This is a genomic window from Ruegeria atlantica, assembly GCF_013032005.1.
In the GTDB taxonomy this organism is placed as follows: Bacteria; Pseudomonadota; Alphaproteobacteria; order Rhodobacterales; family Rhodobacteraceae; genus Ruegeria; species Ruegeria atlantica_A.
In genome coordinates, this window is sequence record NZ_WQBE01000006.1 from 1 (window position 1) to 24815 (window position 24815).

Genomic DNA, 24815 nt, shown 5'->3' on the forward strand with positions numbered 1-24815 from the left:
GCGTCTCCGCCGTCTCCAGCGTCCCAACACCGCCTCAGCAGCGCCGGTGAAGGGGGTTCTAAGGTTTACCCAAACAACCCGCAAGTGGAAAATTGCATCTTGCGCGATTTTTTTGCGAAATGATTTTTTTCAACTATATTTCAAATGATTAAGATGAACCCAACTAAGCCACATACACCGCTCACGAAGTAGGCACACGCAGTTGCCCCACCATAAGCAATCGGTCAACCACCCGCATACCCTATATATAGTGAGTTCCTAACCGACATCCACAAGACCCAACCGAGTCGCATCATCTGATCCGAGCCGATTTTGAGCCCGTTTCCCCGACTCGCCTCCAAACAGGGCACTGAAAAAGGCACAACGCGCGCGCCGGGTCTTGCGCATTACCCTCGGATACTGTCACCTCGCCGGAAAGAGACAGCCAAACGCACAGTAATATGACAGCTACACACGCGCACCCCTTTCCTTGCATACGGACGGTTGGTCAGGACGGTCTATTGGTCTCGTTTGCTGACACGATGGCTGAATCCTCGAACCGGGCGGCGCTTGCATTTCGCAATGCGGTCGACCTTCTTGGATGGGAAGGTGTGATTGAGACATCGGCGTCTCTGGCCTCGGCCTATATTCGGTTCGATCCCCTTGCCCTGCCGCACACGGAAATCCACGGGCGGATCGAAGAGATGCTGCATCAACAAGATTGGTATCGGGCACCGCTTCCTGCAGGTCGCCGCTTGTGGCAGGTACCCACTGTGTACGGAGGTGAATTAGCGCCGCAATTGGACGAAACCGCAGCGGCAGCTGGGCTGACACCAACCGAAGCCATACGACGCCTGAGTGAAACCCGTGTTCGCGTACTGACCATCGGCTTTGCGCCCGGCCTGCCATATCTTGGACCGCTAGGGCCTGAGTTCAACATTCCACGCCTCAAGAAGCTCACTCCTATGGTGCCGGAAGGAGCGCTGATTCTGGCGATATCGCAACTTGTGCTGTTTTCCAGACCCAACCCGACAGGATGGCGACATGTCGGCCAAACCGCTTTTCGCTGCTTCCGTCCCGAAGCCGAACAGAGCTTTGTCCTGCGCCCCGGCGACGAGATGCAATTTCTGCCGGTCTCACGCGCAGAACTGGAACAGATACGCGAAACCAATGATGGTCTAGGCGGGGCGACCCGAGAGGAGATACCGGCATGAGCCTGCTGGTACATCAGATTGGCCCGGCCTGCACCATTCAGGATCAGGGGCGTTCGGGATATCTGGATCAGGGACTTTCACGGTCAGGGGCGGCAGATCAACTGGCGTTGCATGAGGGGGCCGCGCTGCTGGGTCAAAGCCCGGACTGTGCAGCCCTGGAAATGGCGGGAATGGGCGGCACGTTCGAGGCCACGCATGCGGTCAGCATCGCCCTGACCGGCGCGCCAATGCAGGCCAGTATCGATGGCGTCCCGATTGTCTGGAATGCCTCTTTCTCTGTGGAGGCGGGTCAGAAGCTGACGATCGGCGCCGCCAATCAGGGCAACTATGGCTATTTGCATGTTGGTGGCGGATTTGAAGTACCGCTGTTTCTGGGTTCACGTTCCGCCCACCTGACAGCGAATGTCGGGCGTGCCGTGCAGGCCGGCGACCGACTACCCGTCGGTCCCTATTCAGGCAACACCGGTATGAAACTGCGCCCCGATGACCGATTTTCCGGGGGCACCCTGCGCGTGTTGGCAAGCTTCCAGACCCCCCTGTTCGATCTAGAAACGCTGGACCGTTTTACCGAAACCGCGTTTCGGCGCGGTGCGCGGGCTAACCGAATGGGCATGCAATTGGAAAACGATGGCGAAGGCTTTGCCGCAAAGGGTCAATTGAACATTCTGTCAGATGTGATCACCCCGGGCGACATCCAGATGACCGGCACCGGAAACCCCTTTATCCTGCTGCCCGAGTGCCAGACGACCGGTGGTTACCCTCGTATCGCCACTGTCCTGCCCTGCGATCTGCCCCGGGCGGCGCAAACCCCGGCCGGCGGGCAGATAAAGTTTACATTTGTGTTCATGGATGAGGCCGTCGCCCTGCACGCCACTTACCTGTCCGATCTGTCGCGATTGCGCGCGCGGGTCGAGCCCTTGGTCCGCGATCCGCACGACATCCCCGACCTGTTATCCTATCAATTGATCAGCGGAATGATCTCTGGCACCGAATAAGGAGTTTGCCGATGCCCAGCGTCGATTTGAATGCCGATATGGGGGAAAGCTTTGGCCCTTGGAATATGGGCGATGATGAAAGCCTGCTGAAGATCATCACCTCGGCCAATATCGCGTGTGGTTTTCATGCGGGTGACCCCGATGTCATGGCGAAAACGATGACGTCGGCTGCCCAGAACGATGTCGGCATCGGCGCGCATCCCGGCTTTCCCGATCTGCAGGGATTTGGCCGCCGCAATATGAAGGTGCCACACGAAACCCTGCGCAACCTGGTCCGTTTTCAACTTGGCGCGGCGATGGGCATGGCCAAGGCGGTTGGTACAAAGGTCCGGCATCTGAAGCTGCACGGCGCTTTGGCCAATATGTGTTCGGTCGATATCGACATGGCACGAGCCTGTTATCAGGGCGCGCTGGACGTGGACCCGGACATTATTGTCATGGTGCTGGCTGTTACCAAACAGGAAGAGGCCGTGCGCGAATTGGGTTGCAAATGGGTGGGAGAAATTTTTGCCGACCGCGCCTATAACGATGACGGTACGCTTGTTGATCGCAGCCTGCCCGGCGCGGTCATCCACGACCCCGAACTGGCAGGACCACGCATGCTGAACATGGTCCGCGAAGGTGCAATCATCACCGAAACCGGCAAGCGGTTGGAAACCTCAATCGACACGATCTGCCTGCATGGGGATGGGCCGACCGCGGTGCAGATCGCCCGGTCCGTTCGCGAAAACCTAATCGCAGGTGGCGTCGAGGTGACAAAATTCACCCGATAGACATCCGGGCGTAAGGTCTGCGCCCCACCTTCTTAGTGTTGCCCAGTTGGATTTCTGACCCTAGCATGCCTGCAAGTGCATGTTCTGATTATTGGAAATCCAGGCAACGCCGGGTCCGGAACTCTCTGGGCCCACGCAAGGAGGGAAATTTATGTCTTTCGATTTGATGTCTTATGAACCGCGCGGGGACAAGAAGAACTCTGACTTCTTCGGCGAGTATCTACCCAAAATTTATGAGCGGCGTAGCAACTCTGGTGTTGCCGATCAGGTCGGGCCGATGCGGGCGATTGTCCAGCAAGTGGAAACCGCAGCGCTGTTCGATACGCTGATCGAATTGTATGTGATGACCCCATATCGCCACACGGCCAGCTATCTGGGGCAGACGCATAAGTTTTCGGTTCTGCATTCACACACCGACTACCCGGCGTTGATCGTGATGGCGCCGCTCAGCCCCAGCTTTGAGGATTTCATTCCCCGCATCAACCGCATGTATCCGCTGGCGCGCGGCACTCCGCAAACACGTTACGTCGGAGAGATTTACGGCGTGACAGACTTGAATACCCTTAGCAAGACGCTTGAGGATCAGAATATCCGCTTTGAATATGAAGGCGATACCGAAAACCCTTTCTACACGCTGGATGGGTTCCGGTTCACCACTCCGTCGGATTTCACTTGCAACCGGGTCGGTTATTCCACGCTGGATTTCAATGACCCCGACAGCCTGGGTCTGGGTGACCGCGTGTTGCTGAGCGACGCCGAGCAGGCGCAATTGGATCAGGCCGCCGCTTTTGGCGCAGACAGCAAAATCTCACCCTTGATGCTGGGGGTCGATCACCTTGCCACCCGCATTCTGGCCGGTGAGCGCGAGGACGCGATCCTCGAGTTTCTAACCATGGTGCCCTATTACTTCTGGGGTGCGTACAACATCTTTGACATGAACTCGTCGACCAACGTGAACCGAAACCCGAATGTGGATGATGACAAGAAATCGCCCGCCAAGGTCTTCACCGCCAACAACACCCCGTCCTTCATCAATTCATTCGAGCAACTGCCGATGCCGACCGAGGATTTCGTCCGAAATTTTGGCCGTCGCCTGCATCACATGGCCATCGAAATTCAGGACGGTGATCACAACGCCGGTGAGAAAAACGTCGATTTCGTGGTTAATACGCTCAAGGATAAAGGCGTGCCGTTTCTGGCCCATGTGGTGGGTGAATGCAAAGACGATCCGAACCTCAAGCAGATTTTCTCGAAACACTCGAAGAATACGCTGCTGATCACGGAATATATCGAACGCTGCCACCACTATGACGGGTTCTTCACCAAGGACAACGTGGCGGCCCTGACAGCCGCCGCCGGGCAGGACGAACAATACCAGCATGGCCACGTGTTCGACTAAAACGCCCTGACAAAAAAGGGCTGCGAGTTTCCTCGCAGCCCAGATCCATCCAGGAGAGTATATGTCGGATCTTATGACGGCCCGATCATGAAACAGGTGACATTCCGGGCCTGAAGCCTGCGGCAGGCCAAATCGGCCTGTTCGCGGGTCATGCCCTGGAATGTCGCGTCAAAGCCGCGCGAGCTTTGGTTCACCTTGCGCAGCGTGCCTTCCAGAGTGGTCATTTCCGACAGGGCAGTTTTCAGCAAAACCTTTTCCGCCTCGTATCGGGTGGTATAGCGGCCCACGTTGACGCCCCACAGATGCCCGCCGGACGTGGAAAGGCGGGTGACAATTTCCGGTTCGGGTTCCGGCTGCACGGCCGGATCGGCCGACGCCAGAACCAGATCATCCGGACGCGCAGCGGGGCGCGCTGTGTCGCCGGTTGGGGTTTGGATATCCGCAGCGGCCATGGCGGCTGCAATACCGTCCTGAATACGCGCGCCGTTCTTGGCCGCTGTCGCAGCAACCGTGCCCGCAACCTGTACTGCAGACCCTGCCGTTGGACGCAGTACCGGACGGAGACTGGAATTTGGTGCACCGGTCAGAGCTGCAACCGTCGCGCCCAATCCGGCATTCCCGGCATAGGCCGGGCGCGCCGGTTTGCGGATCGGTGCCCGAGACGGGGCTCGGCGGAAACCCATGTCCAACAACTCGGCCACTTTGGCGTTGCGCGATGCGCCCGACTTGCCGCCAAAGACGGTGGCGATGATACGTTCATCTTTGCGCTTGGCCGAGGCCACAAGATTGAAGCCCGCAGCCCGGGTGTAGCCTGTCTTGATCCCATCAGCGCCCTTATAGGCGGCCAGCAGGCGGCGGTTGGTGTTGGGAACGGTCTTGATCCCCGCATGTGTCGATTGGCGCGAGAACAGATTGTAGTATTGCGGGTAATCATACAGCAGATGACGGCCCAAAGTGGTCATATCACGCGCGGTCGACAGGTGGCCTGTTTCCGTCAAACCATGCGCGTTCTTGAAGGTTGTGCGGCTCATGCCCATCGCCTTGGCAGTACGGGTCATGCGGCGGGCAAAGGCGGCCTCGGACCCGCTGATCGCAATACCGATGGCGGTAGCAGCGTCGTTCGCCGATTTAACCGCCGCGGCACGGATCAGATAGCGGAATGCAATTCGCTGACCGGACCGCAAGCCCAGCTTTGACGGCGGCTCGGACGCGGCCTTTTTGGTGATGCGCACCTGGGTATCCAGATCGATCTCACCGTTCCGCACCGCTTCGAACGCAATATAAAGCGTCATCATCTTTGTCAGCGAAGCCGGATGCAGCCGTGTGTCGGCATTGCGCGAATGCAGCACCTCGCCGGTGCGTGCATCGATCACCATCGCCGCATAAGGAGCAGCCACCCCTTGCAACGGCGCAAAGGAGAGCAGCCACAAGAATGCTATAAGGAATAAGCCCATTCGGGCCGGAACTGTCCGCCGAACCTGCACGATCTTTGCCTCTGTCTACCTCGGGCCGCCGGGTTTTCCCGGTCGGCTAAATAATTATTTTATTATTGATCAGGCTAACACAGAGACCCAGTGAAAGAAACAAAAAGCTCGTGAATTCGCGGTTTCTTGAGCTTGCCACGGACACACCACATGTGGTCAGGCGCACCCTTGCCACCACCAAATCCATGAATATGACCAGAATTTGCCGACGCTGGGTGTCGATTTTTCAGGACTGAGACCATTCGGCCACATCAGCTGAGTCGCTGAACAAGATTGGCAAGCTGACCCAAATCCTGAAGCTCGCGGTATCGCGGGCTATCTGCCGGGGTTTCGGCCTGTTCGATTTCCCAAACCAGACCGTGCGGCACATACACGCCCCAGCACCCGGCCTGTATCGGAGCCACCACGTCCGAGCGCATCGAATTGCCAACCATCATCGCCGATGCAGGCCCGTCACCGTATTGGCCAAAGATGAGCCGATAGGTCTGAGGCGTTTTCTCGGACACAATCTCGACCCCGTCGAACAGCTCACCCAACCCCGACTGGGCCAGTTTCCTCTCTTGATCAATCAGATCGCCCTTGGTGATCAGCACCACCTGATGAGTCGCCGCCACGCTTTCAATCGCCGCGCGTGCATGGGGCAACAGCTCGATCGGATGGGCCAGCATCTCTTGCCCGGCTTCTATCAATTGCCGAATGACCGAGGCGGGAACCCGGTCATCCGTCACCTCAATCGCAGTTTCGATCATCGATAGGGTGAAACCTTTGATTCCATATCCATAGTGCCGGATATTGCGTTTTTCTGCGGCCAGCAGACGCTCCATCAGTTGATCCCTTTCGGCGTGATCCGCCAGGAGATCGGCGAAATAAGCCTGCGTTAGCTGAAAAAACCGCTCATTGTGCCACAATGTATCATCCGCATCGAAGCCGATTGTGGTAAGATTTTGGCCCATGGCTATTACGTCCTGCTGGCTCTTTTCTCTGGCTGGTTCGACGTTATATAAGCGCAAAGACAAACCGAAGCCTGAATCGGACAGTAGAACGCGATGCTTGAACACCAATGGATGATGTCTGACAAGTCGGACGACGACGATGCCGACGCGTCTGTCCTGGTACAGACGCGCACCAAGACCAAGCGTCCGCCGCTGTATAAGGTTCTGCTGCTGAATGACGATTACACGCCGATGGAATTCGTTGTGCATGTACTGGAACGGTTCTTTGGCATGACCCACGCGCAGGCGTTCGAGATCATGCTGACGGTGCATAAAAAAGGCGTGGCCGTCGTTGGCGTGTTCAGCCACGAGATCGCCGAGACCAAAGTGGGCCAGGTCATGGATTTCGCCCGCAGGCACCAGCACCCCTTGCAATGCACCATGGAACGGGAAGAGTAAGACCAGACCGGTCTTACGGAATCGCTTATGTCCCCTCGCCTTGATCTTGCGCTGCAAAGCGGTCTGACCTTGTCGCAACCACTGACTGTACTGGGGCCAACAACGGCCAGTGACCTGTCTGATTTGCCGCGTGAAACGCAAGTGGTGCAGCCGTTTAAACCCTTTCACGACCATTTCACCCAACAGGGCTTCGCGGTTGTACCTGTGGCGCAAGATCCCTGTCAGGACGCCATCGTAATCCTGCCACGCGCCAAGGCATTGGCCCGGTCGATGGTGCAGCAGGCCTGCACCCGCGCGAATGGCGTGATTGTCGTTGACGGCGCCAAGACCGACGGTGTGGACAGTTTATTGAAGGACATCCGCAAGCGGGTCGCGGTTGAGGGGCCGATTTCAAAGGCGCATGGCAAGATCTTCTGGTTCCAGTCCGATCCGCATGCTTTTGCGGATTGGGCCGCGCCCGCCCATCAGACCGCGGACGGTTTTAAAACCGCGCCAGGCGTATTCTCGGCCGACGGCATTGATCCGGCCTCGGCCCTGTTGCGGGCCGCGCTGCCAGACAGGCTGGGCGCTCGGGTCGCCGATCTGGGGGCCGGTTGGGGGTATCTTTCGGCCGAGCTGCTGCAGGCGCCGGGCCTGAAATCCTTGCACCTGGTCGAAGCCGACCATATTGCGCTGACCTGTGCCCGCACCAATGTGACTGATCCCCGCGCTCAGTTTCACTGGGCCGATGCGGTGACATGGCGTGCCGACGAACCCATCGACACCGTGGTGATGAACCCACCGTTCCACACTACGCGCAACGCCGATCCGGCGCTGGGGCAAGGCTTTATCACATCCGCGGCAAAGAACCTGACCCGCAATGGCACATTGTGGATGGTGGCCAACCGCCACCTCCCCTATGAGCCCACATTGACCGACACATTTGCGCATGTCGAAGAAGTGACCGGCGACAATCGGTTCAAGGTGTTCCATGCCTCTCGCCCTCGGCGGTGATCCCAGTTAACCTGCGCCGCAATTCAGGAGGAAGCGCATGTCCTTTTCCATAGCAGGCAAAACCGCAATCGTGACCGGCGGCGCCAACGGAGTCGGCTTGGCCATCGGGCGCCACTTTGCCGATGCCGGGGCCAATGTGATGTTCGCCGACATGGACGAAAAGCGGCTGGCCGAAGAACTGGGCGAGCAGGCCGATGACAGCAATATCCGTTTCTTTGCTGGCGACCTGCGGGAAAAGCTGACAATTGCCAACCTGCTGTCGGCCACAATCGACGCCTTCGATCAGGTGGATATCCTGATCAACGGCGCCCGTCAGGTGATCCCTTCTGATCCGCTGGATGCCGAAGACGATTCAGTCCGCACCCTTCTGAATCAGAACCTAATGCCCGCCCTACGGTTAAGCCAGTTGGTCGCCAAACGCATGATCAAACAAGCCGGAGATGACGAGGAAAACATTGCAGGCTCGATCATCAACCTGTCTTCGATTGCAGCGCGACGAACCCACCCTGACCTGATGGCCTATTCCGTCTCGACCGCCGCGCTGGATCAGATGACCCGATCCTTGGCTGTCGCGCTGGCCCCCAACCGTATTCGGGTAAATTCCATCGCATTGGGATCCGTGATGAGCGCCTCATTGCGCTCCACCCTGAAAGAGAACCGCGACTTTCGGGACGATATAGAAAAACACACTCCGCTGGCCCGCATTGCTGCGCCGACCGAACTGACCGAAACAGCACAGTTTCTGGCCTCGGACGCCGCAGGTTTCATCACCGGACAAATTCTAACCATTGACGGCGGCCGCACCCTGCTGGACCCCGTTGCAGCCCCAGCGCACTGACACATATGTTCGACACCGAAAAATCCACCGCTTCTGCATGGTTCCGCCAATTGCGGGACCAAATCGTCACCGCCTTTGAGGCTCTTGAAGACAGCCACGACACCGGACCGTTTTCGGACGCCAGACCTGGACGGTTCGAAATCAAGGAAACCACGCGCCAGTCCGAAGATGGCACGGATGCGGGCGGCGGATTGATGTCGGTGATGCGCGGTGGCCGCGTGTTCGAAAAGGTCGGCGTCAATATCTCAACCGTCTACGGGACACTTGGCGCGCGCGCGCAGCAGGCGATGGCAGCGCGCAAAGGCATTCCGGGCATGACCGAAGACCCGCGCTTTTGGGCCTCGGGCATTTCGCTGGTCGCGCATATGCAAAATCCGCATGTTCCGGCGGTGCATATGAACACTCGCATGTTCTGGACCCCACATGCATGGTGGTTCGGCGGTGGGTCCGACCTGAACCCTTGCATAGAATATGACGAGGACACGGCCCATTTCCACGCCACGCAAAAGGCACATCTGGACCCGCACGGGCCAGGTCATTACCCACGCCTGAAAGAATGGGCGGACGAATATTTCTATATCCCGCACCGCAAACGCGCCCGCGGGGTTGGCGGTATCTTCATGGATGATTACTGCACCGGCGATTGGGCTGCGGATTTTGCGCTGACACAAGATATCGGCCGTGCCTTTCTTCCGGCCTTTTTACCCCTGGTCGAACAGCGCCGCGTGCAAGGATTCAACGATGCCGACAAGAACGCTCAGCTTGTGCATCGGGGCCTCTATGCCGAATACAACCTGGTTTACGACCGGGGCACCAAGTTCGGGCTGGAAACCGGCCACGATCCCGACGCCGTGCTGATGAGCTTGCCGCCGATGGCCAAATGGGTCTGATCTACCCTCAGAAATCGAAATCCATAAAGTTATCGTAGCAACGGCTTTGCGCCCCGGATGCCGACATACTTTCGCCCACACGGCTGACGCTGATCGAATAACTCTTTTTTGTGCTGCCCCCTTCGGGCTTAGTCAGCGAAAACTCCACCGTCCGTGTTTGCTTTTCATAAGGTCTCGAGACATAAATCTGCTGCGTTGTCGGCAGGCCAAGGGTGCGGATGGCGAAATCACCGATACCGCACCAATAGGCAATTGCCTTTGACGTGCCATGCGTGGCCACTTGATAGTTGCCATTGTCCAATGGCGTCACTGTCGTGCGAAAGCCGGGATTGAAGCCATACCTAAACCCAAACCCGGTCGCTTGCGCCAGGGCTGGCACCAACACTAGAACACCTATGCTGAATAATTTGAATAATTGCATAGTAAATCTCCTCTGACCAAAATTCGGCTTTGGTTGAAATGATAGGGATCAGGCCCGTTGAGTAAAGTTTACGATAGGCGGCGCAATTCTCACCATTCCGCAACGGAAACGCGCCTATGTGACCGAAATGGTATCATTTCAGGACTTTAGAGGGTAACCTCTGATCGTCGGTCATTTGCACGAGGCACGGGTTGAGCAAGGCATTCCCAAAGGACTGGTTCGACATTCCGCCCGAAAAATATGCGGATTTCGGCGCGCTGTTCTATCTGGCGTCGCTGACAACACCGCATAGGGATCGCAGTCTGGCGCAGGTGCTTTATGCCTTGGAAACACCATTCCGGTTGGGCCAGTATCACATCTTTCGGCAAAACAGTTTTCCACGCGGATTTGTGACTTTCGCTGGCCTCAGCCCCGAGGCCGAACACCGATACGCCATTCAGGAAACTCCGTTGACCGAGGCCGATTTCACCAGCGGGTCGTCGTTCTGGATCGTCGATATTGTCGCCCCGTTCGGGCAGACCAATCAGATTGTAGAGATGCTGAAAAAGAGCATCCCCCATCCTAGGGTTCGTACGAACCGCATGGACAGTGATATGTCTCAAAACCGGATCGTGGAATGGACGCGTGATGACACGGGCGCGATTCATATGCAGCTGTACCGCAAGCAGGAGTTCGCGCAGGTTCTGGCGGCAGAGGGCACGTGACATGGTTTCGATAGCAATTTCGGGTGAAATAACCGGCGATGTGAACGGCAACCCTCCGAACCAGGCTATGGGCGATCTGGATCTGGACAGCAACGTCCCCATTTTGTCGGAAACATGGGTCATCTCTTCGCCTCCGGCTTTTGGAACAGCCAGCGTCGACCCGAATACTGGGGAATGGACTTATACAGTTGACCCAGCGTTTTTTGACAGTCTGGACGACAACCAAATCGTCACCGATACCTTCACCATTCAAGTGACCGGTGAGTTCGGCACTTTTCTTGGGCCTTTCCCTTTCGACCTGCAGCAAGAGATCACGATCACCATCGAAGGGGTGTGTTTTACCGCTGGCACGCTGATCGAAACCCCGGGTGGTGCGCAACTAATCGAGGCCTTATCAGTTGGCGATAGGGTGCTGACCGCAGATCACGGCCCGCAACCGATCCGATGGATCGAAAGCAGCGTACTGCCACCCGAGCGATTACGGGAAAATCCCGCCATGCGGCCTGTCAGGATCAGCGCGGGCAGCCTTGGCCCAAATACGCCCAGCCGGGATTTGCTGGTGTCGCAGCAGCACCGCGTTCTGATCCGCGGTCCCAAGGTCGATTTGCTGTTCGGCACGCCCGAGGCGCTGGTCGCGGCCAAGCATCTGTGTTCCTGGCCAGGGATCGATATTGAAACCTCTGACGCGGCCGTCGAGTATTTCCACATTCTGCTGGACGAACATGAAATCCTGACCGCCGAAGGCGCATCGGCTGAAAGCCTGTTTCTGGGTGAGGAATCCTTGTACACGCTGTCATCCGAGGCATTGCAGGAATTGGCGGCGATATTTCCCGATACCGCGACCCCTGATGGGAATGGCTTCGGTCGCGCCGCCCGTTTGGTTCTGCGTGAATTCGAAGCGCGCGCGCTGATTTAAGACGGGGTCAGCCTGCCGCCCACATCCTGCGGAGCCAGGGCAACGGTCTTGATTACCGCAAAACAGGACTTGCCCGGTTCCAACCCCAAAGCCGCGACAGAACGGCGGGTCACGCGCGCCAAGATCGGCCCTGCGGACGTTTGCAATGAGACGATGGCGCCCGGCCCGCCGCCCGCGCGGATGGTGTCAACCGTCCCTTCCAACATGTTCAACGCCGACAATCCATCAGGCCGCTTGCTGGACAGGATCACCTCTTGCGCGGGAATACGGATGCGAAGGTCTTCCCCTACTTGATGCGGGATACGTGGCAGGAACAGGCGTGCACCGCCGGCCTCCAGCTCGGTCAACCCATCCGCATGATGTTCCTGAACCCGCACATTCAGCACCGCGCCCACAGCGCGAACCCCCGCCGGAGCCACGGACGGGTCAGCCATAACTTCTGAGGCAGGGCCATGCCGCACCACTTTGCCATCCTGCAAAGCGACGACAGAGGTGGCCAGCCGTGCGACCTCGGCCGCGGAATGGGTGACGTACAGAATGGGCACTGAAACCTCATCCCGCAGCCGTTCGAAATAGGGCAGGATCTCAGCCTTGCGCGCCTCGTCCAGCGCGGCCAGCGGCTCGTCGGCAAGGATCAGGCGCGGGCTGGCCAATAGCGCACGCCCAATGGCAACTCGCTGCTTTTCTCCGCCCGACAAGCCTGCTGGACGGCGATCCAGCAAATGCCCAATGCCCAGCATTTCGATCACCTTGTCCGGGTTCTCGCGGCGCGCGCGCTTTGGTGCGAACCAGCGACCATAGGCCAGATTTTGGCGCACTGTCAGATGCGGGAACAGGCGACCTTCCTGAAAGATATAACCCAATCGCCTACGATGCGGCGGTAACCAGAGGTCCTGTTCGGTATCAAACAGTTCCCACTCATCAACGGCAACACGCCCGGCTTTGGGCCGCAGAAGTCCCGCCACGGCATTGACCACGGTGGTCTTGCCCGACCCCGACCGCCCGAACAGAACCGTCACCCCCAAGGGCGCGTCAAAGCTGAGGTCCAGCTTGATATCGGGCAGGTCATGCTGCAGGCGGACAGACAGCGTCATGACCCCGACACCCGAGCGGCGGCGCGACGACCAATATATTCCGACAGTAGTAGCGCGCCCATGGCAATGATGATCGAAATCACAACCAGTCGGGTCGCTGCCCCCTCACCGCCGGGCACCTGCAGGAAGGCATAGACGGCTGACGGCAGGGTCTGTGTCTGGCCTGGGATGTTTGAGACAAAGGTGATCGTGGCGCCAAATTCGCCCATTGCCTTGGCGAAAGCGAGAATACTTCCGGCGATCACACCCGGCAGGATCATCGGCAGGGTCACGGTCGCAAACACAAAGGGCCGCGACGCGCCCAAGGTCGCCCCGGCCTGTTCCAGCTTGGGATCTACCGCCTCGATCGACAGACGAATGGCGCGCACCATCAGTGGAAAGGCCATGATCCCCGCCGCCAGCGCCGCCCCGGTCCAGCGGAAGGCGACCACGATGCCGAACTCCCCCAGTAGCCTGCCCATCGGCCCCTGAATCCCGAATGTCAGCAGCAGCAGATACCCGGTTACAACCGGCGGCAGGATCAGCGGCAGATGCACCAACCCGTTCAGCAACTGGCGACCGGGAAACCGCCAGCGCGCCAGCGCATAAGCCACGAAAATGCCAAAGGGCAAGGTCACCAACGTCGCCCAGAAGGAAACGCGCAGCGACAATCTCAGCGCTTCAATTTCTGCGGGCCCCAACCATCCCATGTGTCAGCTGCCCGGCAGGGTAAAACCCTGTTCTGTAAAGATGGTTTGGGACGTATCCGATTGCAGGTGGTCCAGAAACGCCCATGCCTCAGGCCGCGCCGAAGTGGTTACGGCAGCGGGGTAAATGATCGGCGGGTGAAGCTCTGACGGGAACGAGGCTACGACCTTCACCCGATCTTCAACCTGCGCATCGGATTGGTAAACGATCCCCAGTGGCGCCGCCCCTGCCGCGACTAGCGCGAGCGCCGCGCGCACGTTGTCAGTCTGAGCGATCCGAGGTTGCACGCCCTCCCACAGCCCCAGGTTTTGCAGGGCCGCCTTGCCGTAGATACCCGCAGGCACCGCATCGACCAGCGCCATGGCCAGATGCCCGCTGCCCAGCCTTGCAATCAAATCGGTGTCCGCCTGAATATGCCCGATCTGCGCCTGATCCGACCCACCGATCAGAACCAGCCCATTGCCCAGTAGATCCACGCGCGAGTCCACGTCGATCAATCCCTGATCCTGCAGAACATCCATCCAATCCACATTGGCGAAAATGAACACATCTGCGGGCGCGCCCAACTGAATCTGCCGCGCCAACACTGACGAGGCCGCATAGGACACCGTCACCTGATGCCCTGTTTGCTGCTCGAATATCGGTGCGATCTCATCCAACGCGGTTTTCAGACTGGCAGCCGCAAACACCAAAACTTCTGCCGCGCTGACCCGGAGCGGTGCCAGCGTTACAGTGCCAAGCACCAGGGCCGCGATTGCGCATCGGCGGGCAAGGGACAGGATCATATGCTCTCGCGTCAGGAAGGTTGCGTCCCTTCGGAGATATCTGAGGCAACCGGGGGCACGCAAGCGTCTTTCCCATACGATCAGGGCCAGCCTGCGGAAAATGAACAAGACTACCGGGGCCTGCGATACACTGGGGCGGATTATCCGGTATTGAGGTAAAGAAATTGTGCCGGACCCTCTTGCACCCGTGCGCAGGCTTGGCTACATGCAGCGTCACGGGTGATTAGCTCAGTTGGTAGAGCGCTTCGTTTACACCGAAGATGTCGGGAGTTCGAGTCTCTCATCACCCACCATCCTTTCCTCGCAATGTATCAAGGTCTTACGCGACTAGCACCTTTTGCTGTGCTGCGTGTGAAATTGTGTCCGCTGCGCCTCCGCTGCACTTAGACAGAAAAGATGTCTCCAACACAGGAGATATGGGCCATGGCAACAATCGTAAAACGGCCTAGCGGGAAGTGGCAGGCGACTGTGCGGAAGGAAGGACAATCCCGATCTAAGTCCTTTCTAAAGCGTGCTGATGCGGCGAAGTGGGCGCGAGAGACAGAGTTGAGCGCGGACAGAGGATTACTCACCCCAGACCTCAGCGTGAGCGCATCCGAGATGACACTTGGTGAAGTGCTGCGAAAATACCGAGATAACATCACGAGCGAGAAACGGTGCGCGGACAATGAAAGTTATGCAATCAACGGGTTCCTGCGTAAGCGCTCCAAGTTAGCCAGCAAGAAGGTCGGCAAGCTGCGATCCGCTGACTTTGTCCACTATCGTGACCAGCGCATTAAATCCATGAAGGCTGCGACTGTGGTGAGGGAACTGGGTTGGTTGCAGCACGCCCTTGATGTCGCCTGTGAGGATTGGGGGCAGAACGTGCCACATGGGAACCCGGTCAAGCCTGTCCGGCGACCCAAGATTGACAACCGCCGCGAGAGGCGATTGCAGCAAGGAGAATGGCGGGCTTTGTTGGAAGCCGTAAACCAAGCCCGGTCTCCGCTGATGAAACCGTTGCTGACGCTGGCCTTGGCAACTGGGATGCGACGAGGGGAATTGCTATCGATACAATGGAAGCACGTAGACCTTGAGCGTCGGACAGTGTTCTTGCCCCAAACCAAAAACGGTCGCGCCCGTACAGTGCCTCTCAGCCCGAATGCCGTTGCCGTATTGATGGACCTGCCACGCGGTGACGTCCGGTGTTTGCCCCTGTCTGGTAATTCTGTGCGATTAGCCTTTGAGCGCCTCAGGCAACGCGCGGGCGTAGTGGACCTTACATTTCATGACATTCGGCACGAGGCGGTGTCCCGCTTTGTGGAAAGCGGCCTATCGCTAGCGCAGGTGCAAATGATCAGTGGGCATCGGGATTTGCGGATGTTGATGCGTTACACCCACCTACAGACCGATGACATCGTGGCAAAGTTGGCGGCCGTCGAATTTGCTTAGATCGACCTGATACGGTGCAGGGTGGTCGTACTCTCCCCAGTGCGTCATCTGGGACCACCCTCACCCTTATCCAGCGACAATAAGTGTCCCTTGTGCATTTTGGCTGTCCGGTGGTTGGCCTTAAACCCCTCAAGCATTGGGCAATGACGTTAGTCCTTCCTCTAATGAACATACAGGCGCTAACCCTCCCTCTACTGAACTAACAGGCGTCACCTCTCCCTCAATTGAGCAAAACCTCTCCGTCAATTGAGCATACAGGTTTCGCTTGGTCAGTGTTGATCGGGTTGCTTAAGCAGCTTGGACTTCCCTCGCTCCAATGCGAGCGGAGCAGGTAGTCGTTAAGCGCATATAAATAAACACAAAATCACGCCGACCTGTAAGCAAAGGTACTGAATAGAGGGCTATTGATCCCTCCAATTTAGCCATTGCGTGTTCACCGGGATTTTCTCCCAGTCGCCCCAACGGGGCAATTCCATCTGCTCGGTATCCGCCAGAGCGTATTCCCAAAATGGGTCCAATGGACCGAACACAGGAAACTTTCATGTCCAAAATTTGTCTTGTCGACATGCCATGTGGTTATGGCAAATCCACAAAGATCAACCGCAGCTTCAAAAAGCAGGAGAAGTACATAGCAGTTGTGCCTTACCTGAGTGAGGTGGAACGGTTCATCGAAGATGCCCGAAAAGGCTCCGATTTCATTCTTACACAACCCGTTAACAAAGGTAGCAACAAAAGCGATCACTGCGAGAAGTTGATCCGGGCAGGCAAATCAATCGCTTGTACTCACGCTCTTTTCTACCGACTTGGAACTCTGGCAACCCAAGACACAGGGATTGCGAGATGTACTAAGTTCGATAGCAACGGCATACCGACCATCGAAGTCGATCACCTACTTGATGGATACAACCTCATCATCGACGAGGTCATTGATCCCTTAAAGGTGGACCAGACAGTCCGAAAGGTTGACTTTGACACAGCTTACCTCGGCCTTGGCTTGGCGGAAGAGGAGCCTGACGGACGCATTGTTCCAACGGCACTGTGGGATGAGCTATACCGCAAAGGGAACAAGACATTTGACCGTTCACTCTATGATAAGGCCAAGTCGGGCGCACTATATCGCATAAGCGAGAAGCTGTTCGTCCTCGCCATTCCCAAAGAACTCTTGCTCAAGCCCAAATCCGTAACGATTTACACGTACCTTTCGGAAGGATCGGTGCTGCTGCAGTACCTGCAAAAACTGCAGAAAGACCACCCCGGCTCCTTCACTTTGGAGTTGCGGCGTCTGGATAAGGAGGTCGAGGCAGCGTGGCGAGAAGACGTTGCTAGCGCGCTAACGGTTCTACCCATACCGGAGTTGGAGACCCAAGAGTGGACACATTGCGCACAGCTAAACAAGATCAAAACGCATCGGCAATGTTCTGCAGTTGGTCACAAGCTACGCAAGTTCAAGGATAGAGAACTGTATGGCGTAGACCCCACAACCGTTATGCTGACTTGTGCACGTGGTCTGTGGCATGACGCTGCGACCGGGCAAAAGCCAAAGGCAGGGAGGCTAGCAAGGCACACACGGCTATTCGGTCGCGCCTTAAAGGAAGAAGTGTACAACAAGGACACGGAGACCTTTGACGAAGTGTGGACCACAAGTGGAGTTAGCTTCGTACCAAACACCACACGTGGGACCAATGATCATATCGGGTGCACAACAGCAGTGTACCTCTATGATCAACACCCCAACCCACAACTGCTCACGTTCCTAGGTATGAAGCGCAATAGCAATGAGGCGCATAGGTTCTCGGATGCCTATGCGTTGACCGAACTAGTACAGTGGCTGTTCCGATCCGCAATACGCGTGGGTGGACTAAACAGTACCGGACGAGCTTACTCACCTAGGCGTCCGGTAACGCTCTACATGCCATCTAAGAGAATGCGGAACCTACTGCTGAACTGGCTGCTGACGGGTCAGGTCAACAGTGGACGGGTCAATACAAAAGGACAGAGACAGACTGAGTTGCTTGCCAGATTGGAGGGTCGTCAGGTGGCGGCAGTAGCCTAATGCCGTTTGACATAGCAGCGGAACAGACGTTCCTAACTCGTGAAGAGGCCGCCCTGTGCGGCCTTTCTCGTTTCTGGACGGGTCGTCGGTGTAAGTATGGGCACGTGTCCGAGCGGTACGTTAGCAATCGCCAGTGTGTGCAGTGCAATGCAGAGCAAACGGCGCAGCGAGATCGGAGGTGTCGAGCAGTCGACCCATCTTACCGGATGTACAGGTCGGTACTAAACCGGTCGGGACAAGTGCTGATGGGGCGGGCGAGCCCGTCTAATTCGGTTGGCTGCTCTCAGGAGGACTTGAAACAGCACATTGAGGCCCGGTTCTCAGACGGCATGACTTGGGATCGGTATGGTCAATGGGAAGTGGACCACATTATCCCACTCTCGGCAGCCCGGTCTTTGGAGCACCTCATCGAACTTTGCCACTACAGCAACCTGCAACCTCTTTGGAAGCGGGATAACCTAGCAAAGGGCGGGGCGTAAGCCTCGCCCGTGCGGGTTGGTATCTGTCTTCTTTGGCAAGATAGGCCCCACGAGCAGCTTAAGCTGAGCCCTTGGATATCAAGCAGACTCAACACAGCACCTGTGATGGCTGACACAACGTGGTAGGAAGCCGACCGTCAAAAGCCATCTACGACCCAAAGTGGGCATCTAGGGATCGTAAGACAAAGACCAGAAGGCCTGTGCTGTGCGAGCACCCAAAGACACTCAGCCCATTCAGAAGGCCTCACCCCAATTCGGGTCAATGTCACAGCCGTTGCCGCCACCTGCCTCAATCATAATGCCGTTGTGACCTCCGTTCGCCTCTATCACTGCGTCAGAGATTGCCCAGCGGAGTTCCGGGACCCAGAGGTTTGAGCGCACCGAGAATGTGTAGCAGGACCCTGCATTGGAATCGCACCAGATGGCCTCAAGGCGACGGGCCATCAGCTCAGGCATCGCGTCGATAATCCGGCGCATCGTTTCCAACTCCGCCAGAACCGCCCACCGGCTTTCGATCTGGACACCCCTATAGCGGAAACTTGAGACGGGTGCTTTTGGCCCAGCGTCGGCGCGATCCATTTCATGCTGCCGCCGGATCGCCTCGGTCACCTCAGGTGACCAGTCGGTGTAATCTACCATGTACTCTCCTCTGGATTGGTGTCGCTGCCTAGAAAATAAGGGGTGCCGAAGACGATTATTCGCCGGTCTGCGGTTCACGGCTGTCGTGCCCTGCATACTCTACTGCAGAGCACGACGACATTAAGCGACAGGTGTCACTTTTTCTTAATGGTTTCCACTACATGAGTAGATTTACGTCGCGTGGCCTTCTTGACCGTGGTGAAACGGCCAGTTTTTGCGCTGCGACCGATTTTGAATGTTTTCGATTTCATGTCTCGAACTCTCACTATTGCATTTAGGGTGGGAGGCGCGCTCATCGCGCCCCCCTTTCATTTGATTGAGGTGGCTATTCCGGGATCAGGATAGGCCACGCCCGCAGCCCAAACGCTTTTGCGTAGAGCCGGGTGCCGGTCTTCGGGCATGTCCGCCAAGGGCGGAAGACATACCGGTATCCCGGCGGAGGGGGTGTGTGACGCTTGGTCATTACACTCTCCACTTCGGGGCGTATCTTGCCTTTTGACCCAAAATGCGCTAAGTGCAGTCCTGCTTAGGAGACTGATTTGCGCTACTGGGAGGCTCTGCATCGTCAAGCCCCTGATGCACGATGAAGAAATCTGTTGGGAGGCTCGGGCGTCAACCTGAGCCTTCTTTCATTTGAGCCTCCCGTTCTTGCGGACGTAGCGCAGCCGGTTGCGCGCTGCTTCCCACGAGACGCCGAAGCGCTGGATCAGGTCATCCTCATCGTCCAGAGCATCAATGAAGCACTCAGGCATCAGGAACTCTGCGGCAAACTGGTTCGCCTGCGGCTCAGCTAGACGGTAAGACGGTGTGCCATCCCCCCTCCGCGCCCGGGCGAGCGGAATGTTGGTGTGCATCGCCCAGTGTCCCAATTCGTGCGCGGCAGTGAACCGGGGGCGGCCATCGCCTGCGCACACGCCGGAATAAACATCCTCGCGGAGCCTGATGAACTCGCCATTGGGACAGGTATAGCCCTCAGCGCTACCCATTTCCTGTTTGCTGCCGACCTCGAAACGCACGAGGCCGAGGCGCTGGTCCAGCACCTGCTCAATTATCTCGATGACGGGAACCCGGGGCTCCTCCGACAGCCCGAGCCTATGGCGGAGGTTATCCGCGATGCCGCCAATCTCAGCCCAACGGCGCGGCGGCACAATGAAGTCATTCGTCTCGGTCATTTCGCGTCCTTCTTGCTGAGAATTTGGAAGATGTTGTTGAGTTCATCTTCGGACAGCGAATTCATCCGGCGGGCCATCAGCCCTGCGGTGTCCCTCGCTAGGAGGCTGTCGGCCTCTAGGGTGAAGCTTTTGCGTGACCTGTCGGCAGCGCGACGGAGAGATGCTGCGGCATCCTCAGCCAGCTTATAGGCCCGGATCACAAGCTCAACAAAGCCCTCGGGCGGGGTCTTGGTTCCCCGCTCCACGGCGGAGATGAACGCGGAGGACTTTTTAAGCCTTGCAGCCATATCCAACAGTCGCTCATCCTCATCAATTCGCAGTTTCCGCAGCTCCTTCCCGATTTCTGTGGTCATAGTTGGTCTCCTCGGTGTTGCCGCCCCAATATGTAGTATCAAAAACACCCAGTCAACCTCGTAGGTTAATTTTTTGCGCCCCTTAGGTTTATACGCGGATCACAGCCTGCTTCCCACCAAGTCAGGCTAATGCGTAAAAGCCCTTGCGCTGACGACTTAAGGGGAAGCTGCAATCGCGACATGCTACGGAACTGGTGTTCTACCTACTCGACTCAATATCCCGCCGCAGTGCCCCAGCTTGCTAGCGATACTGCCCATCAAACGCGGGATCGCGATGGAATACGCCCGGCCAAGCGTTATCACCATCCTGCACAGCGATTACCGGACCAGATAGTAATTTGCGGCACATTTTTTCGAGAGGGCATCTAACTACATTGTGCTGGCAATTGCCCCCGCACCCACCCTTGATGCGGCAATCACCGCTGCGCTTCCGCTGCACATGCGCTGCAGTTTCCACCGCACCGCGAACCATCGGTTAGGGTGGAGGGCATTTACCGACTTGCACTTTGATATTGATTGTGAAAGCCTCAAGCTACTGACAACACGAGATATCTTTTTAACAGGATGCTGGTGGCGGCAGTGGATTGCAGCACCTTGTTGCATGTGCGGATTGGGATAGAGCGCTTCGTTTACACCGAAGATGTCGGGAGTTCGAGTCTCTCATCACCCACCATTCTCCCACTGCTTCCACAAATACCACGGACTCGGTGTTATTTGACTCTCGGCCTTGCAACCGATTGCAAAATATAGCTGTTGGCGCATACTATCTGTTTCATGAAATTGCTGATCAGCTTCCCCCCTAACCGTGGGCGCCAGTCATGAGTGTCACCTTGAAAGATGTTGCTGCCCTGGCGGGTGTGTCACGCTCGGCCGTGTCGCGGACCTTTACCGAAGGTGCCTCGGTTTCGGCAAAGACCCGCAGCAAGGTTGAAAAAGCCGCCAAAGAGTTGGGCTACAGCCCCAATGCGCTGGCGTCGTCGCTGACAACCGGGCGGACCAAGCTAATCGGGCTAATTTCCAACAACTTTCACAACCCGATCTTCCTTGAGGTTTTCGACCAGTTCACCCGCGCCCTGCAGGAGCGCGGGCTACGACCCCTGATCGTCAACCTGACGGACGAGACTGAACCGGCCAATTCGGTGCGGATGCTGCGGCAGTATTCTGTGGATGCCGCCATCGTCGCCTCATCGACCCTGCCGCCCAGTTTTGCCAAGGCGTTCCATGATGCTGGCGTGCCGGTGGTGCATACGTTTGGCCGCTCAGCCACGTCGCCCGAAGTGCATGTGGTCGGAATCGACAACGTCGAATGCGGGCGCATGGCGGCGCGGGAATTGCTGGCGCGCGGGTATCGGCGTGTGGGGTATCTGGGGGGGCCAAAAGATGCGACCTCGGCCATGGATCGATATCGCGGCTTTATGGAAGAGGTCGAAAAGCACCCCGAGCTTGATGTGTCCCACTCATTCGCGGGGGCCTATTCGTTCGAGGCTGGACGTGCCGAGATGTTGCGACTGCTGGCAGGTGCCCCGGCTGATGGGTATTTTTGCGGTGACGACATTCTGTCGGTTGGGGCGCTGTCCGCCCTGCGCGACCACGGGCTGAAACCCAGCGAAGATATCGGCATCATCGGCCTGAACGACATGGAAATGTCGCGTTGGGAGAACATTGACCTGACCACCATTCATCAGCCGATCAAGCAGATCATCACCTCGTCCGTCGATCTGGTTGAAGAGATGCTGAAAGATCCCAAACGCTATCCCGAAGCGCGGATTTTCCCTTGCCGGGTGATCGAGCGGGGCACATTGCGGCCCCGCCCCTGATTATCGGAACATCGGCGGGCGCGCATCTTTCCACGCGCCGTCTTCTTTGCCTGATGCGACTGCCGCGTGGACGGCAGCAATCGAGCGGACGCCGTCTGAAGCGCCGGGCAGGCCGTCACGGGTTTCTCCGCGGATCGCATCGGCCAGATCGCAATAGATATTGGCAACGGCCAGGGGGAACCCTTCGGGATGCGCAATCGCCACGCGGGACAGGCGCTGCACCTCATCATGCAATCCACCCTCACCCTTTTCAATGATCTGAGTACGCCCCCCCACGGGTGTATAAATCAGCTGGTTGGGCTGTTCCGAGTGCCATCGCACTCCCCCGGTTTCGCCAAACACCTGAATGTCGAACCCGTGCTGCCGCCCGATTGCCACGGATGAAGTCCACAGGCGGCCGACTGTGCCGCCCTCCATTCGGAAATTCACCATTGCATCATCCTCCAGCTCGCGGCTTGGGATGGTCGAGGCCATATCGGCGGACAGTGTTTTGACCTCGTCATCGCAGATGAAACTGGCCATATGCAGCGCGTGGATACCGCAATCAGCGAATTGCCCAGATACACCCGCCATGGCCGGATCATACCGCCAACGGACGCGCGGGTTGTCGGCGTCGGTGGCGTCGCCGTGGTGGCCATGGCTAAAATTAGTCACCACCAAGCGCACTTTCCCAATGTCGCCAGCCCGCACCATTGCACGGGCCTGCCGCACCATCGGATAGGCGGAATAGCAATAATTCACTGCACAGATCTTGCCCGAAGCCTCGGCCACGCTGACAATCTCTTCGCCCTCTTCCACGGTCATGGTCATCGGCTTTTCGCACAGCACATTGAATCCGGCTTCAAGAAACGCCTTGGCAATCTCGAAATGGGTTGAGTTTGGCGTGGCAATTGTCACCAGATCAATCCGGTCCTCGCGCCCTTTTTCACCCGCCAGCATTTCCTGCCAATCGCCATAGGCGCGGTCCGCAGCAACACCCAGCCGTCGGGCATATTCCCGACCCACATCAGGGCGGTGATCCAGCGCGCCCGCGGCGAGTTCGAACATCCCGTCCGCCAGCGCTCCCAAACGGTGCGCAGGCCCAATCTGGCTGCCTTCGCCACCACCGATCATGCCCCATCTCAGCTTTGCCATGGTTCTTGTCTCTCTTCAGGTTTTTTACGGTTGCGCGATCAGAAATCGCTTATGTTTTGCCATTGCCGCCGCTCGGACGAGGCCAGCGCTGCAGCCAGCACCCGGTTGACCTCATGCCCGTCTCGGAAGGTGGGCCAGATCGGTTGGCCGGCATGAATGGCTTCAAGGAAATCCTTGGCCTCAATGATAATCTGATCCTGATATCCAGTGCCATGGCCAGGGCCCTGACAGAAGGGTTCGTAGTCCGGATGTGCAGGACCGGTCAGGATCTTTGTGAAACCGCGATGCGCCTCGGGGCCTTCGCGACGATAGAACCACAGGGCGTTTTGGTCTTCCTGATCGAAACGCAGCGCGCCTTTGGTGCCCGAAATCTCATACGCATAGCCCATTTTACGCCCGGTTGAGATTCGGCTGACATAGATATTGCCCATCGCGCCATTTTCGAAACGGCACATGATCTGAGCATGGTCGTCATTGGTGACTTTTCCGCCGGGACGGGTTTCGTGGACGGTTTCAACCTCGGCCATCACTTCGGCAATCGGCCCCATCAAGGCCAGCGCCCCATTGACCATATGTGGCGCTAAATCGCCAATGGTGCCGTTGGCCATACCCGTTGTGCGCCACGTGGCCGGGGCATCGGGGTCGGCGTAGAAATCCTCGGTATGTTCACCCCGAAACCAGGTGACCTCGCCCAATTCACCGTCGGCAATCAGATTCCTTGCAAATTGAGTGGCAGGCGTGCGGACGTAGTTGAAACCAACCATGTTTGTGACACCAGCCGCTTCGGCCGCGGCAACCATGGCATCTCCATCAGCCATCGACGCGCCAAGGGGTTTTTCGCACAGGACCGGCTTGCCCAATGCAAAGGCCGCCTCGGCAATCTGACGGTGGGTTTCCTGAGGCGAGGCGATGACCACGGCCTCGACCGCCGGGTCCTTGACCAGCGCCTGCCAATCCCCAGTCGCGCGCTTGAATCCATAGGCCGCCCGATAGCGTTCGGCACTTTCAGGGCTTGAGGCACAGATCATTTCCAGACGCGGACGCAACGCGGTGTTAAACACCGCACCTACTGCTGACATCGCGACGGAATGAGCCTTGCCCATATAGCCGCCACCCACAATTCCAATTCCGATTTCAGGCATCTGTCACGGCTCCGAACATACTATTTGCAACC

General features: G+C 57.6%; 24 protein-coding genes and 1 tRNA gene. 14 read left to right on the forward strand and 11 right to left on the reverse strand.

The window, feature by feature from the left end; all coding sequences use genetic code 11:
* Positions 1–440: 440 nt before the first annotated feature.
* The 4 genes from GOX21_RS12360 (at position 441) to GOX21_RS12375 (ending at position 4360) form a co-directional block, all read left to right on the forward strand.
* On the forward strand, positions 441–1193 hold the full coding sequence (locus tag GOX21_RS12360) for a 5-oxoprolinase subunit B family protein (RefSeq protein WP_170377561.1): 753 nt from the start codon (positions 441–443) through the stop codon (positions 1191–1193).
* Positions 1190–2188, forward strand: coding sequence for a biotin-dependent carboxyltransferase family protein (locus GOX21_RS12365; protein ID WP_170377563.1), 999 nt, complete (start codon positions 1190–1192; stop codon positions 2186–2188). The genes GOX21_RS12360 and GOX21_RS12365 overlap by 4 nt, the downstream gene beginning before the upstream one ends.
* Positions 2189–2199: 11 nt before the next feature.
* On the forward strand, positions 2200–2961 hold the full coding sequence (locus GOX21_RS12370; protein WP_170377565.1) for a LamB/YcsF family protein: 762 nt from the start codon (positions 2200–2202) through the stop codon (positions 2959–2961).
* 151 nt (positions 2962–3112) lie between these two features.
* On the forward strand, positions 3113–4360 hold the full coding sequence (locus tag GOX21_RS12375) for a hypothetical protein (protein ID WP_170377567.1): 1248 nt from the start codon (positions 3113–3115) through the stop codon (positions 4358–4360).
* Positions 4361–4431: 71 nt separating this feature from the next.
* Here the strand turns inward: GOX21_RS12375 and GOX21_RS12380 are convergent, their stop codons facing one another.
* Both GOX21_RS12380 and GOX21_RS12385 read right to left on the reverse strand, forming a co-directional pair.
* Entirely contained in the window at positions 4432–5814 is a 1383-nt protein-coding gene (locus GOX21_RS12380; protein ID WP_170377569.1) for a D-alanyl-D-alanine carboxypeptidase family protein, read from the reverse strand.
* Between the two features lie 281 nt (positions 5815–6095).
* Positions 6096–6797, reverse strand: a complete 702-nt coding sequence (locus tag GOX21_RS12385; protein ID WP_170377571.1) for an HAD family hydrolase — start codon at positions 6795–6797, stop codon at positions 6096–6098.
* Positions 6798–6890: 93 nt separating this feature from the next.
* Between GOX21_RS12385 and clpS the strand changes: the two genes are divergently transcribed.
* The 4 genes from clpS to hemF are packed head-to-tail and all read left to right on the forward strand — an operon-like array spanning position 6891 to position 9956.
* Positions 6891–7235: an ATP-dependent Clp protease adapter ClpS gene (clpS, locus tag GOX21_RS12390; RefSeq protein WP_170350453.1), complete on the forward strand. Its 345-nt coding sequence runs from the start codon at positions 6891–6893 to the stop codon at positions 7233–7235.
* Positions 7236–7262: 27 nt separating this feature from the next.
* The gene (locus tag GOX21_RS12395; protein ID WP_170377573.1) at positions 7263–8228 is read left to right on the forward strand and encodes a class I SAM-dependent methyltransferase; all 966 of its coding nucleotides are present in this window, start codon (positions 7263–7265) and stop codon (positions 8226–8228) included.
* A gap of 37 nt (positions 8229–8265) precedes the next feature.
* Positions 8266–9066, forward strand: coding sequence for an SDR family NAD(P)-dependent oxidoreductase (locus tag GOX21_RS12400; protein ID WP_170350457.1), 801 nt, complete (start codon positions 8266–8268; stop codon positions 9064–9066).
* Between the two features lie 5 nt (positions 9067–9071).
* On the forward strand, positions 9072–9956 hold the full coding sequence (gene hemF / locus GOX21_RS12405) for an oxygen-dependent coproporphyrinogen oxidase (protein ID WP_170377575.1): 885 nt from the start codon (positions 9072–9074) through the stop codon (positions 9954–9956).
* A 7-nt stretch (positions 9957–9963) separates the two neighbouring features.
* On the opposite strand, the gene GOX21_RS12410 is transcribed toward hemF, so the two are convergent.
* On the reverse strand, positions 9964–10377 hold the full coding sequence (locus GOX21_RS12410; RefSeq protein WP_170361589.1) for a hypothetical protein: 414 nt from the start codon (positions 10375–10377) through the stop codon (positions 9964–9966).
* A gap of 191 nt (positions 10378–10568) precedes the next feature.
* Here GOX21_RS12410 and GOX21_RS12415 point away from each other — a divergent pair, with 191 nt between their 5' ends.
* The gene (locus tag GOX21_RS12415) at positions 10569–11081 is read left to right on the forward strand and encodes a toxin-activating lysine-acyltransferase (RefSeq protein WP_170377577.1); all 513 of its coding nucleotides are present in this window, start codon (positions 10569–10571) and stop codon (positions 11079–11081) included.
* A gap of 1 nt (position 11082) precedes the next feature.
* Positions 11083–11997, forward strand: coding sequence for a Hint domain-containing protein (locus GOX21_RS12420; protein WP_170377579.1), 915 nt, complete (start codon positions 11083–11085; stop codon positions 11995–11997).
* On the opposite strand, the gene modC is transcribed toward GOX21_RS12420, so the two are convergent.
* From modC to modA, 3 genes are read right to left on the reverse strand one after another with little or no spacing between them, the layout of a single operon-like run.
* Entirely contained in the window at positions 11994–13091 is a 1098-nt protein-coding gene (gene modC / locus GOX21_RS12425; protein WP_170377581.1) for a molybdenum ABC transporter ATP-binding protein, read from the reverse strand. The genes GOX21_RS12420 and modC overlap by 4 nt on opposite strands.
* Positions 13088–13780 (reverse strand): molybdate ABC transporter permease subunit, encoded by a 693-nt coding sequence (gene modB, locus GOX21_RS12430; protein ID WP_170350469.1) that lies wholly within the window; start codon positions 13778–13780, stop codon positions 13088–13090. The genes modC and modB overlap by 4 nt, the downstream gene beginning before the upstream one ends.
* A gap of 3 nt (positions 13781–13783) precedes the next feature.
* Positions 13784–14563, reverse strand: a complete 780-nt coding sequence (gene modA / locus GOX21_RS12435) for a molybdate ABC transporter substrate-binding protein (RefSeq protein WP_170377583.1) — start codon at positions 14561–14563, stop codon at positions 13784–13786.
* A gap of 217 nt (positions 14564–14780) precedes the next feature.
* Between modA and GOX21_RS12440 the strand changes: the two genes are divergently transcribed.
* The 3 genes from GOX21_RS12440 (at position 14781) to GOX21_RS12450 (ending at position 18047) form a co-directional block, all read left to right on the forward strand.
* Positions 14781–14856: transfer RNA gene (locus GOX21_RS12440), tRNA-Val, on the forward strand.
* Between the two features lie 292 nt (positions 14857–15148).
* Positions 15149–15994, forward strand: coding sequence for a tyrosine-type recombinase/integrase (locus GOX21_RS12445; RefSeq protein ID WP_217353042.1), 846 nt, complete (start codon positions 15149–15151; stop codon positions 15992–15994).
* Positions 15995–16535: 541 nt separating this feature from the next.
* Positions 16536–18047: a hypothetical protein gene (locus GOX21_RS12450; protein ID WP_170377587.1), complete on the forward strand. Its 1512-nt coding sequence runs from the start codon at positions 16536–16538 to the stop codon at positions 18045–18047.
* A gap of 713 nt (positions 18048–18760) precedes the next feature.
* Here the strand turns inward: GOX21_RS12450 and GOX21_RS12455 are convergent.
* From GOX21_RS12455 to GOX21_RS12465, 3 genes are all read right to left on the reverse strand, one after another.
* The gene (locus tag GOX21_RS12455; RefSeq protein ID WP_170377588.1) at positions 18761–19165 is read right to left on the reverse strand and encodes a hypothetical protein; all 405 of its coding nucleotides are present in this window, start codon (positions 19163–19165) and stop codon (positions 18761–18763) included.
* A 629-nt stretch (positions 19166–19794) separates the two neighbouring features.
* Entirely contained in the window at positions 19795–20337 is a 543-nt protein-coding gene (locus GOX21_RS12460) for an ImmA/IrrE family metallo-endopeptidase (protein WP_170377591.1), read from the reverse strand.
* Positions 20334–20690 (reverse strand): helix-turn-helix domain-containing protein, encoded by a 357-nt coding sequence (locus GOX21_RS12465; protein ID WP_170377593.1) that lies wholly within the window; start codon positions 20688–20690, stop codon positions 20334–20336. The genes GOX21_RS12460 and GOX21_RS12465 overlap by 4 nt, the downstream gene beginning before the upstream one ends.
* Before the next feature lie 818 nt (positions 20691–21508).
* Between GOX21_RS12465 and GOX21_RS12470 the strand changes: the two genes are divergently transcribed.
* Positions 21509–22507 carry a LacI family DNA-binding transcriptional regulator gene (locus GOX21_RS12470; protein ID WP_170377595.1) on the forward strand — a complete coding sequence of 333 codons (999 nt, stop codon included), beginning with the start codon at positions 21509–21511 and terminating at the stop codon, positions 22505–22507.
* Here the strand turns inward: GOX21_RS12470 and GOX21_RS12475 are convergent, their stop codons facing one another.
* Both GOX21_RS12475 and GOX21_RS12480 read right to left on the reverse strand, forming a co-directional pair.
* Entirely contained in the window at positions 22508–23641 is a 1134-nt protein-coding gene (locus GOX21_RS12475) for a Gfo/Idh/MocA family protein (RefSeq protein ID WP_170377597.1), read from the reverse strand.
* A gap of 38 nt (positions 23642–23679) precedes the next feature.
* Positions 23680–24783 (reverse strand): Gfo/Idh/MocA family protein, encoded by a 1104-nt coding sequence (locus tag GOX21_RS12480; protein WP_170377599.1) that lies wholly within the window; start codon positions 24781–24783, stop codon positions 23680–23682.
* Positions 24784–24815: the final 32 nt, after the last annotated feature.

Excerpts from the sequence above, each read along its gene's own strand:
- GOX21_RS12360 (WP_170377561.1), top strand. The coding sequence starts at position 441 with ATGACAGCTACACACGCGCACCCCTTTCCTTGCATACGGACGGTTGGT.
- GOX21_RS12365 (WP_170377563.1), top strand. The coding sequence starts at position 1,190 with ATGAGCCTGCTGGTACATCAGATTGGCCCGGCCTGCACCATTCAGGAT.
- GOX21_RS12370 (WP_170377565.1), top strand. The coding sequence starts at position 2,200 with ATGCCCAGCGTCGATTTGAATGCCGATATGGGGGAAAGCTTTGGCCCT.
- GOX21_RS12375 (WP_170377567.1), top strand. The coding sequence starts at position 3,113 with ATGTCTTTCGATTTGATGTCTTATGAACCGCGCGGGGACAAGAAGAAC.
- GOX21_RS12380 (WP_170377569.1), bottom strand. The coding sequence starts at position 5,814 with ATGGGCTTATTCCTTATAGCATTCTTGTGGCTGCTCTCCTTTGCGCCG.
- GOX21_RS12385 (WP_170377571.1), bottom strand. The coding sequence starts at position 6,797 with ATGGGCCAAAATCTTACCACAATCGGCTTCGATGCGGATGATACATTG.
- clpS (WP_170350453.1), top strand. The coding sequence starts at position 6,891 with ATGCTTGAACACCAATGGATGATGTCTGACAAGTCGGACGACGACGAT.
- GOX21_RS12395 (WP_170377573.1), top strand. The coding sequence starts at position 7,263 with ATGTCCCCTCGCCTTGATCTTGCGCTGCAAAGCGGTCTGACCTTGTCG.
- GOX21_RS12400 (WP_170350457.1), top strand. The coding sequence starts at position 8,266 with ATGTCCTTTTCCATAGCAGGCAAAACCGCAATCGTGACCGGCGGCGCC.
- hemF (WP_170377575.1), top strand. The coding sequence starts at position 9,072 with ATGTTCGACACCGAAAAATCCACCGCTTCTGCATGGTTCCGCCAATTG.
- GOX21_RS12410 (WP_170361589.1), bottom strand. The coding sequence starts at position 10,377 with ATGCAATTATTCAAATTATTCAGCATAGGTGTTCTAGTGTTGGTGCCA.
- GOX21_RS12420 (WP_170377579.1), top strand. The coding sequence starts at position 11,083 with ATGGTTTCGATAGCAATTTCGGGTGAAATAACCGGCGATGTGAACGGC.
- modC (WP_170377581.1), bottom strand. The coding sequence starts at position 13,091 with ATGACGCTGTCTGTCCGCCTGCAGCATGACCTGCCCGATATCAAGCTG.
- modB (WP_170350469.1), bottom strand. The coding sequence starts at position 13,780 with ATGGGATGGTTGGGGCCCGCAGAAATTGAAGCGCTGAGATTGTCGCTG.
- modA (WP_170377583.1), bottom strand. The coding sequence starts at position 14,563 with ATGATCCTGTCCCTTGCCCGCCGATGCGCAATCGCGGCCCTGGTGCTT.
- GOX21_RS12450 (WP_170377587.1), top strand. The coding sequence starts at position 16,536 with ATGTCCAAAATTTGTCTTGTCGACATGCCATGTGGTTATGGCAAATCC.
- GOX21_RS12455 (WP_170377588.1), bottom strand. The coding sequence starts at position 19,165 with ATGGTAGATTACACCGACTGGTCACCTGAGGTGACCGAGGCGATCCGG.
- GOX21_RS12460 (WP_170377591.1), bottom strand. The coding sequence starts at position 20,337 with ATGACCGAGACGAATGACTTCATTGTGCCGCCGCGCCGTTGGGCTGAG.
- GOX21_RS12465 (WP_170377593.1), bottom strand. The coding sequence starts at position 20,690 with ATGACCACAGAAATCGGGAAGGAGCTGCGGAAACTGCGAATTGATGAG.
- GOX21_RS12470 (WP_170377595.1), top strand. The coding sequence starts at position 21,509 with ATGAGTGTCACCTTGAAAGATGTTGCTGCCCTGGCGGGTGTGTCACGC.
- GOX21_RS12475 (WP_170377597.1), bottom strand. The coding sequence starts at position 23,641 with ATGGCAAAGCTGAGATGGGGCATGATCGGTGGTGGCGAAGGCAGCCAG.
- GOX21_RS12480 (WP_170377599.1), bottom strand. The coding sequence starts at position 24,783 with ATGCCTGAAATCGGAATTGGAATTGTGGGTGGCGGCTATATGGGCAAG.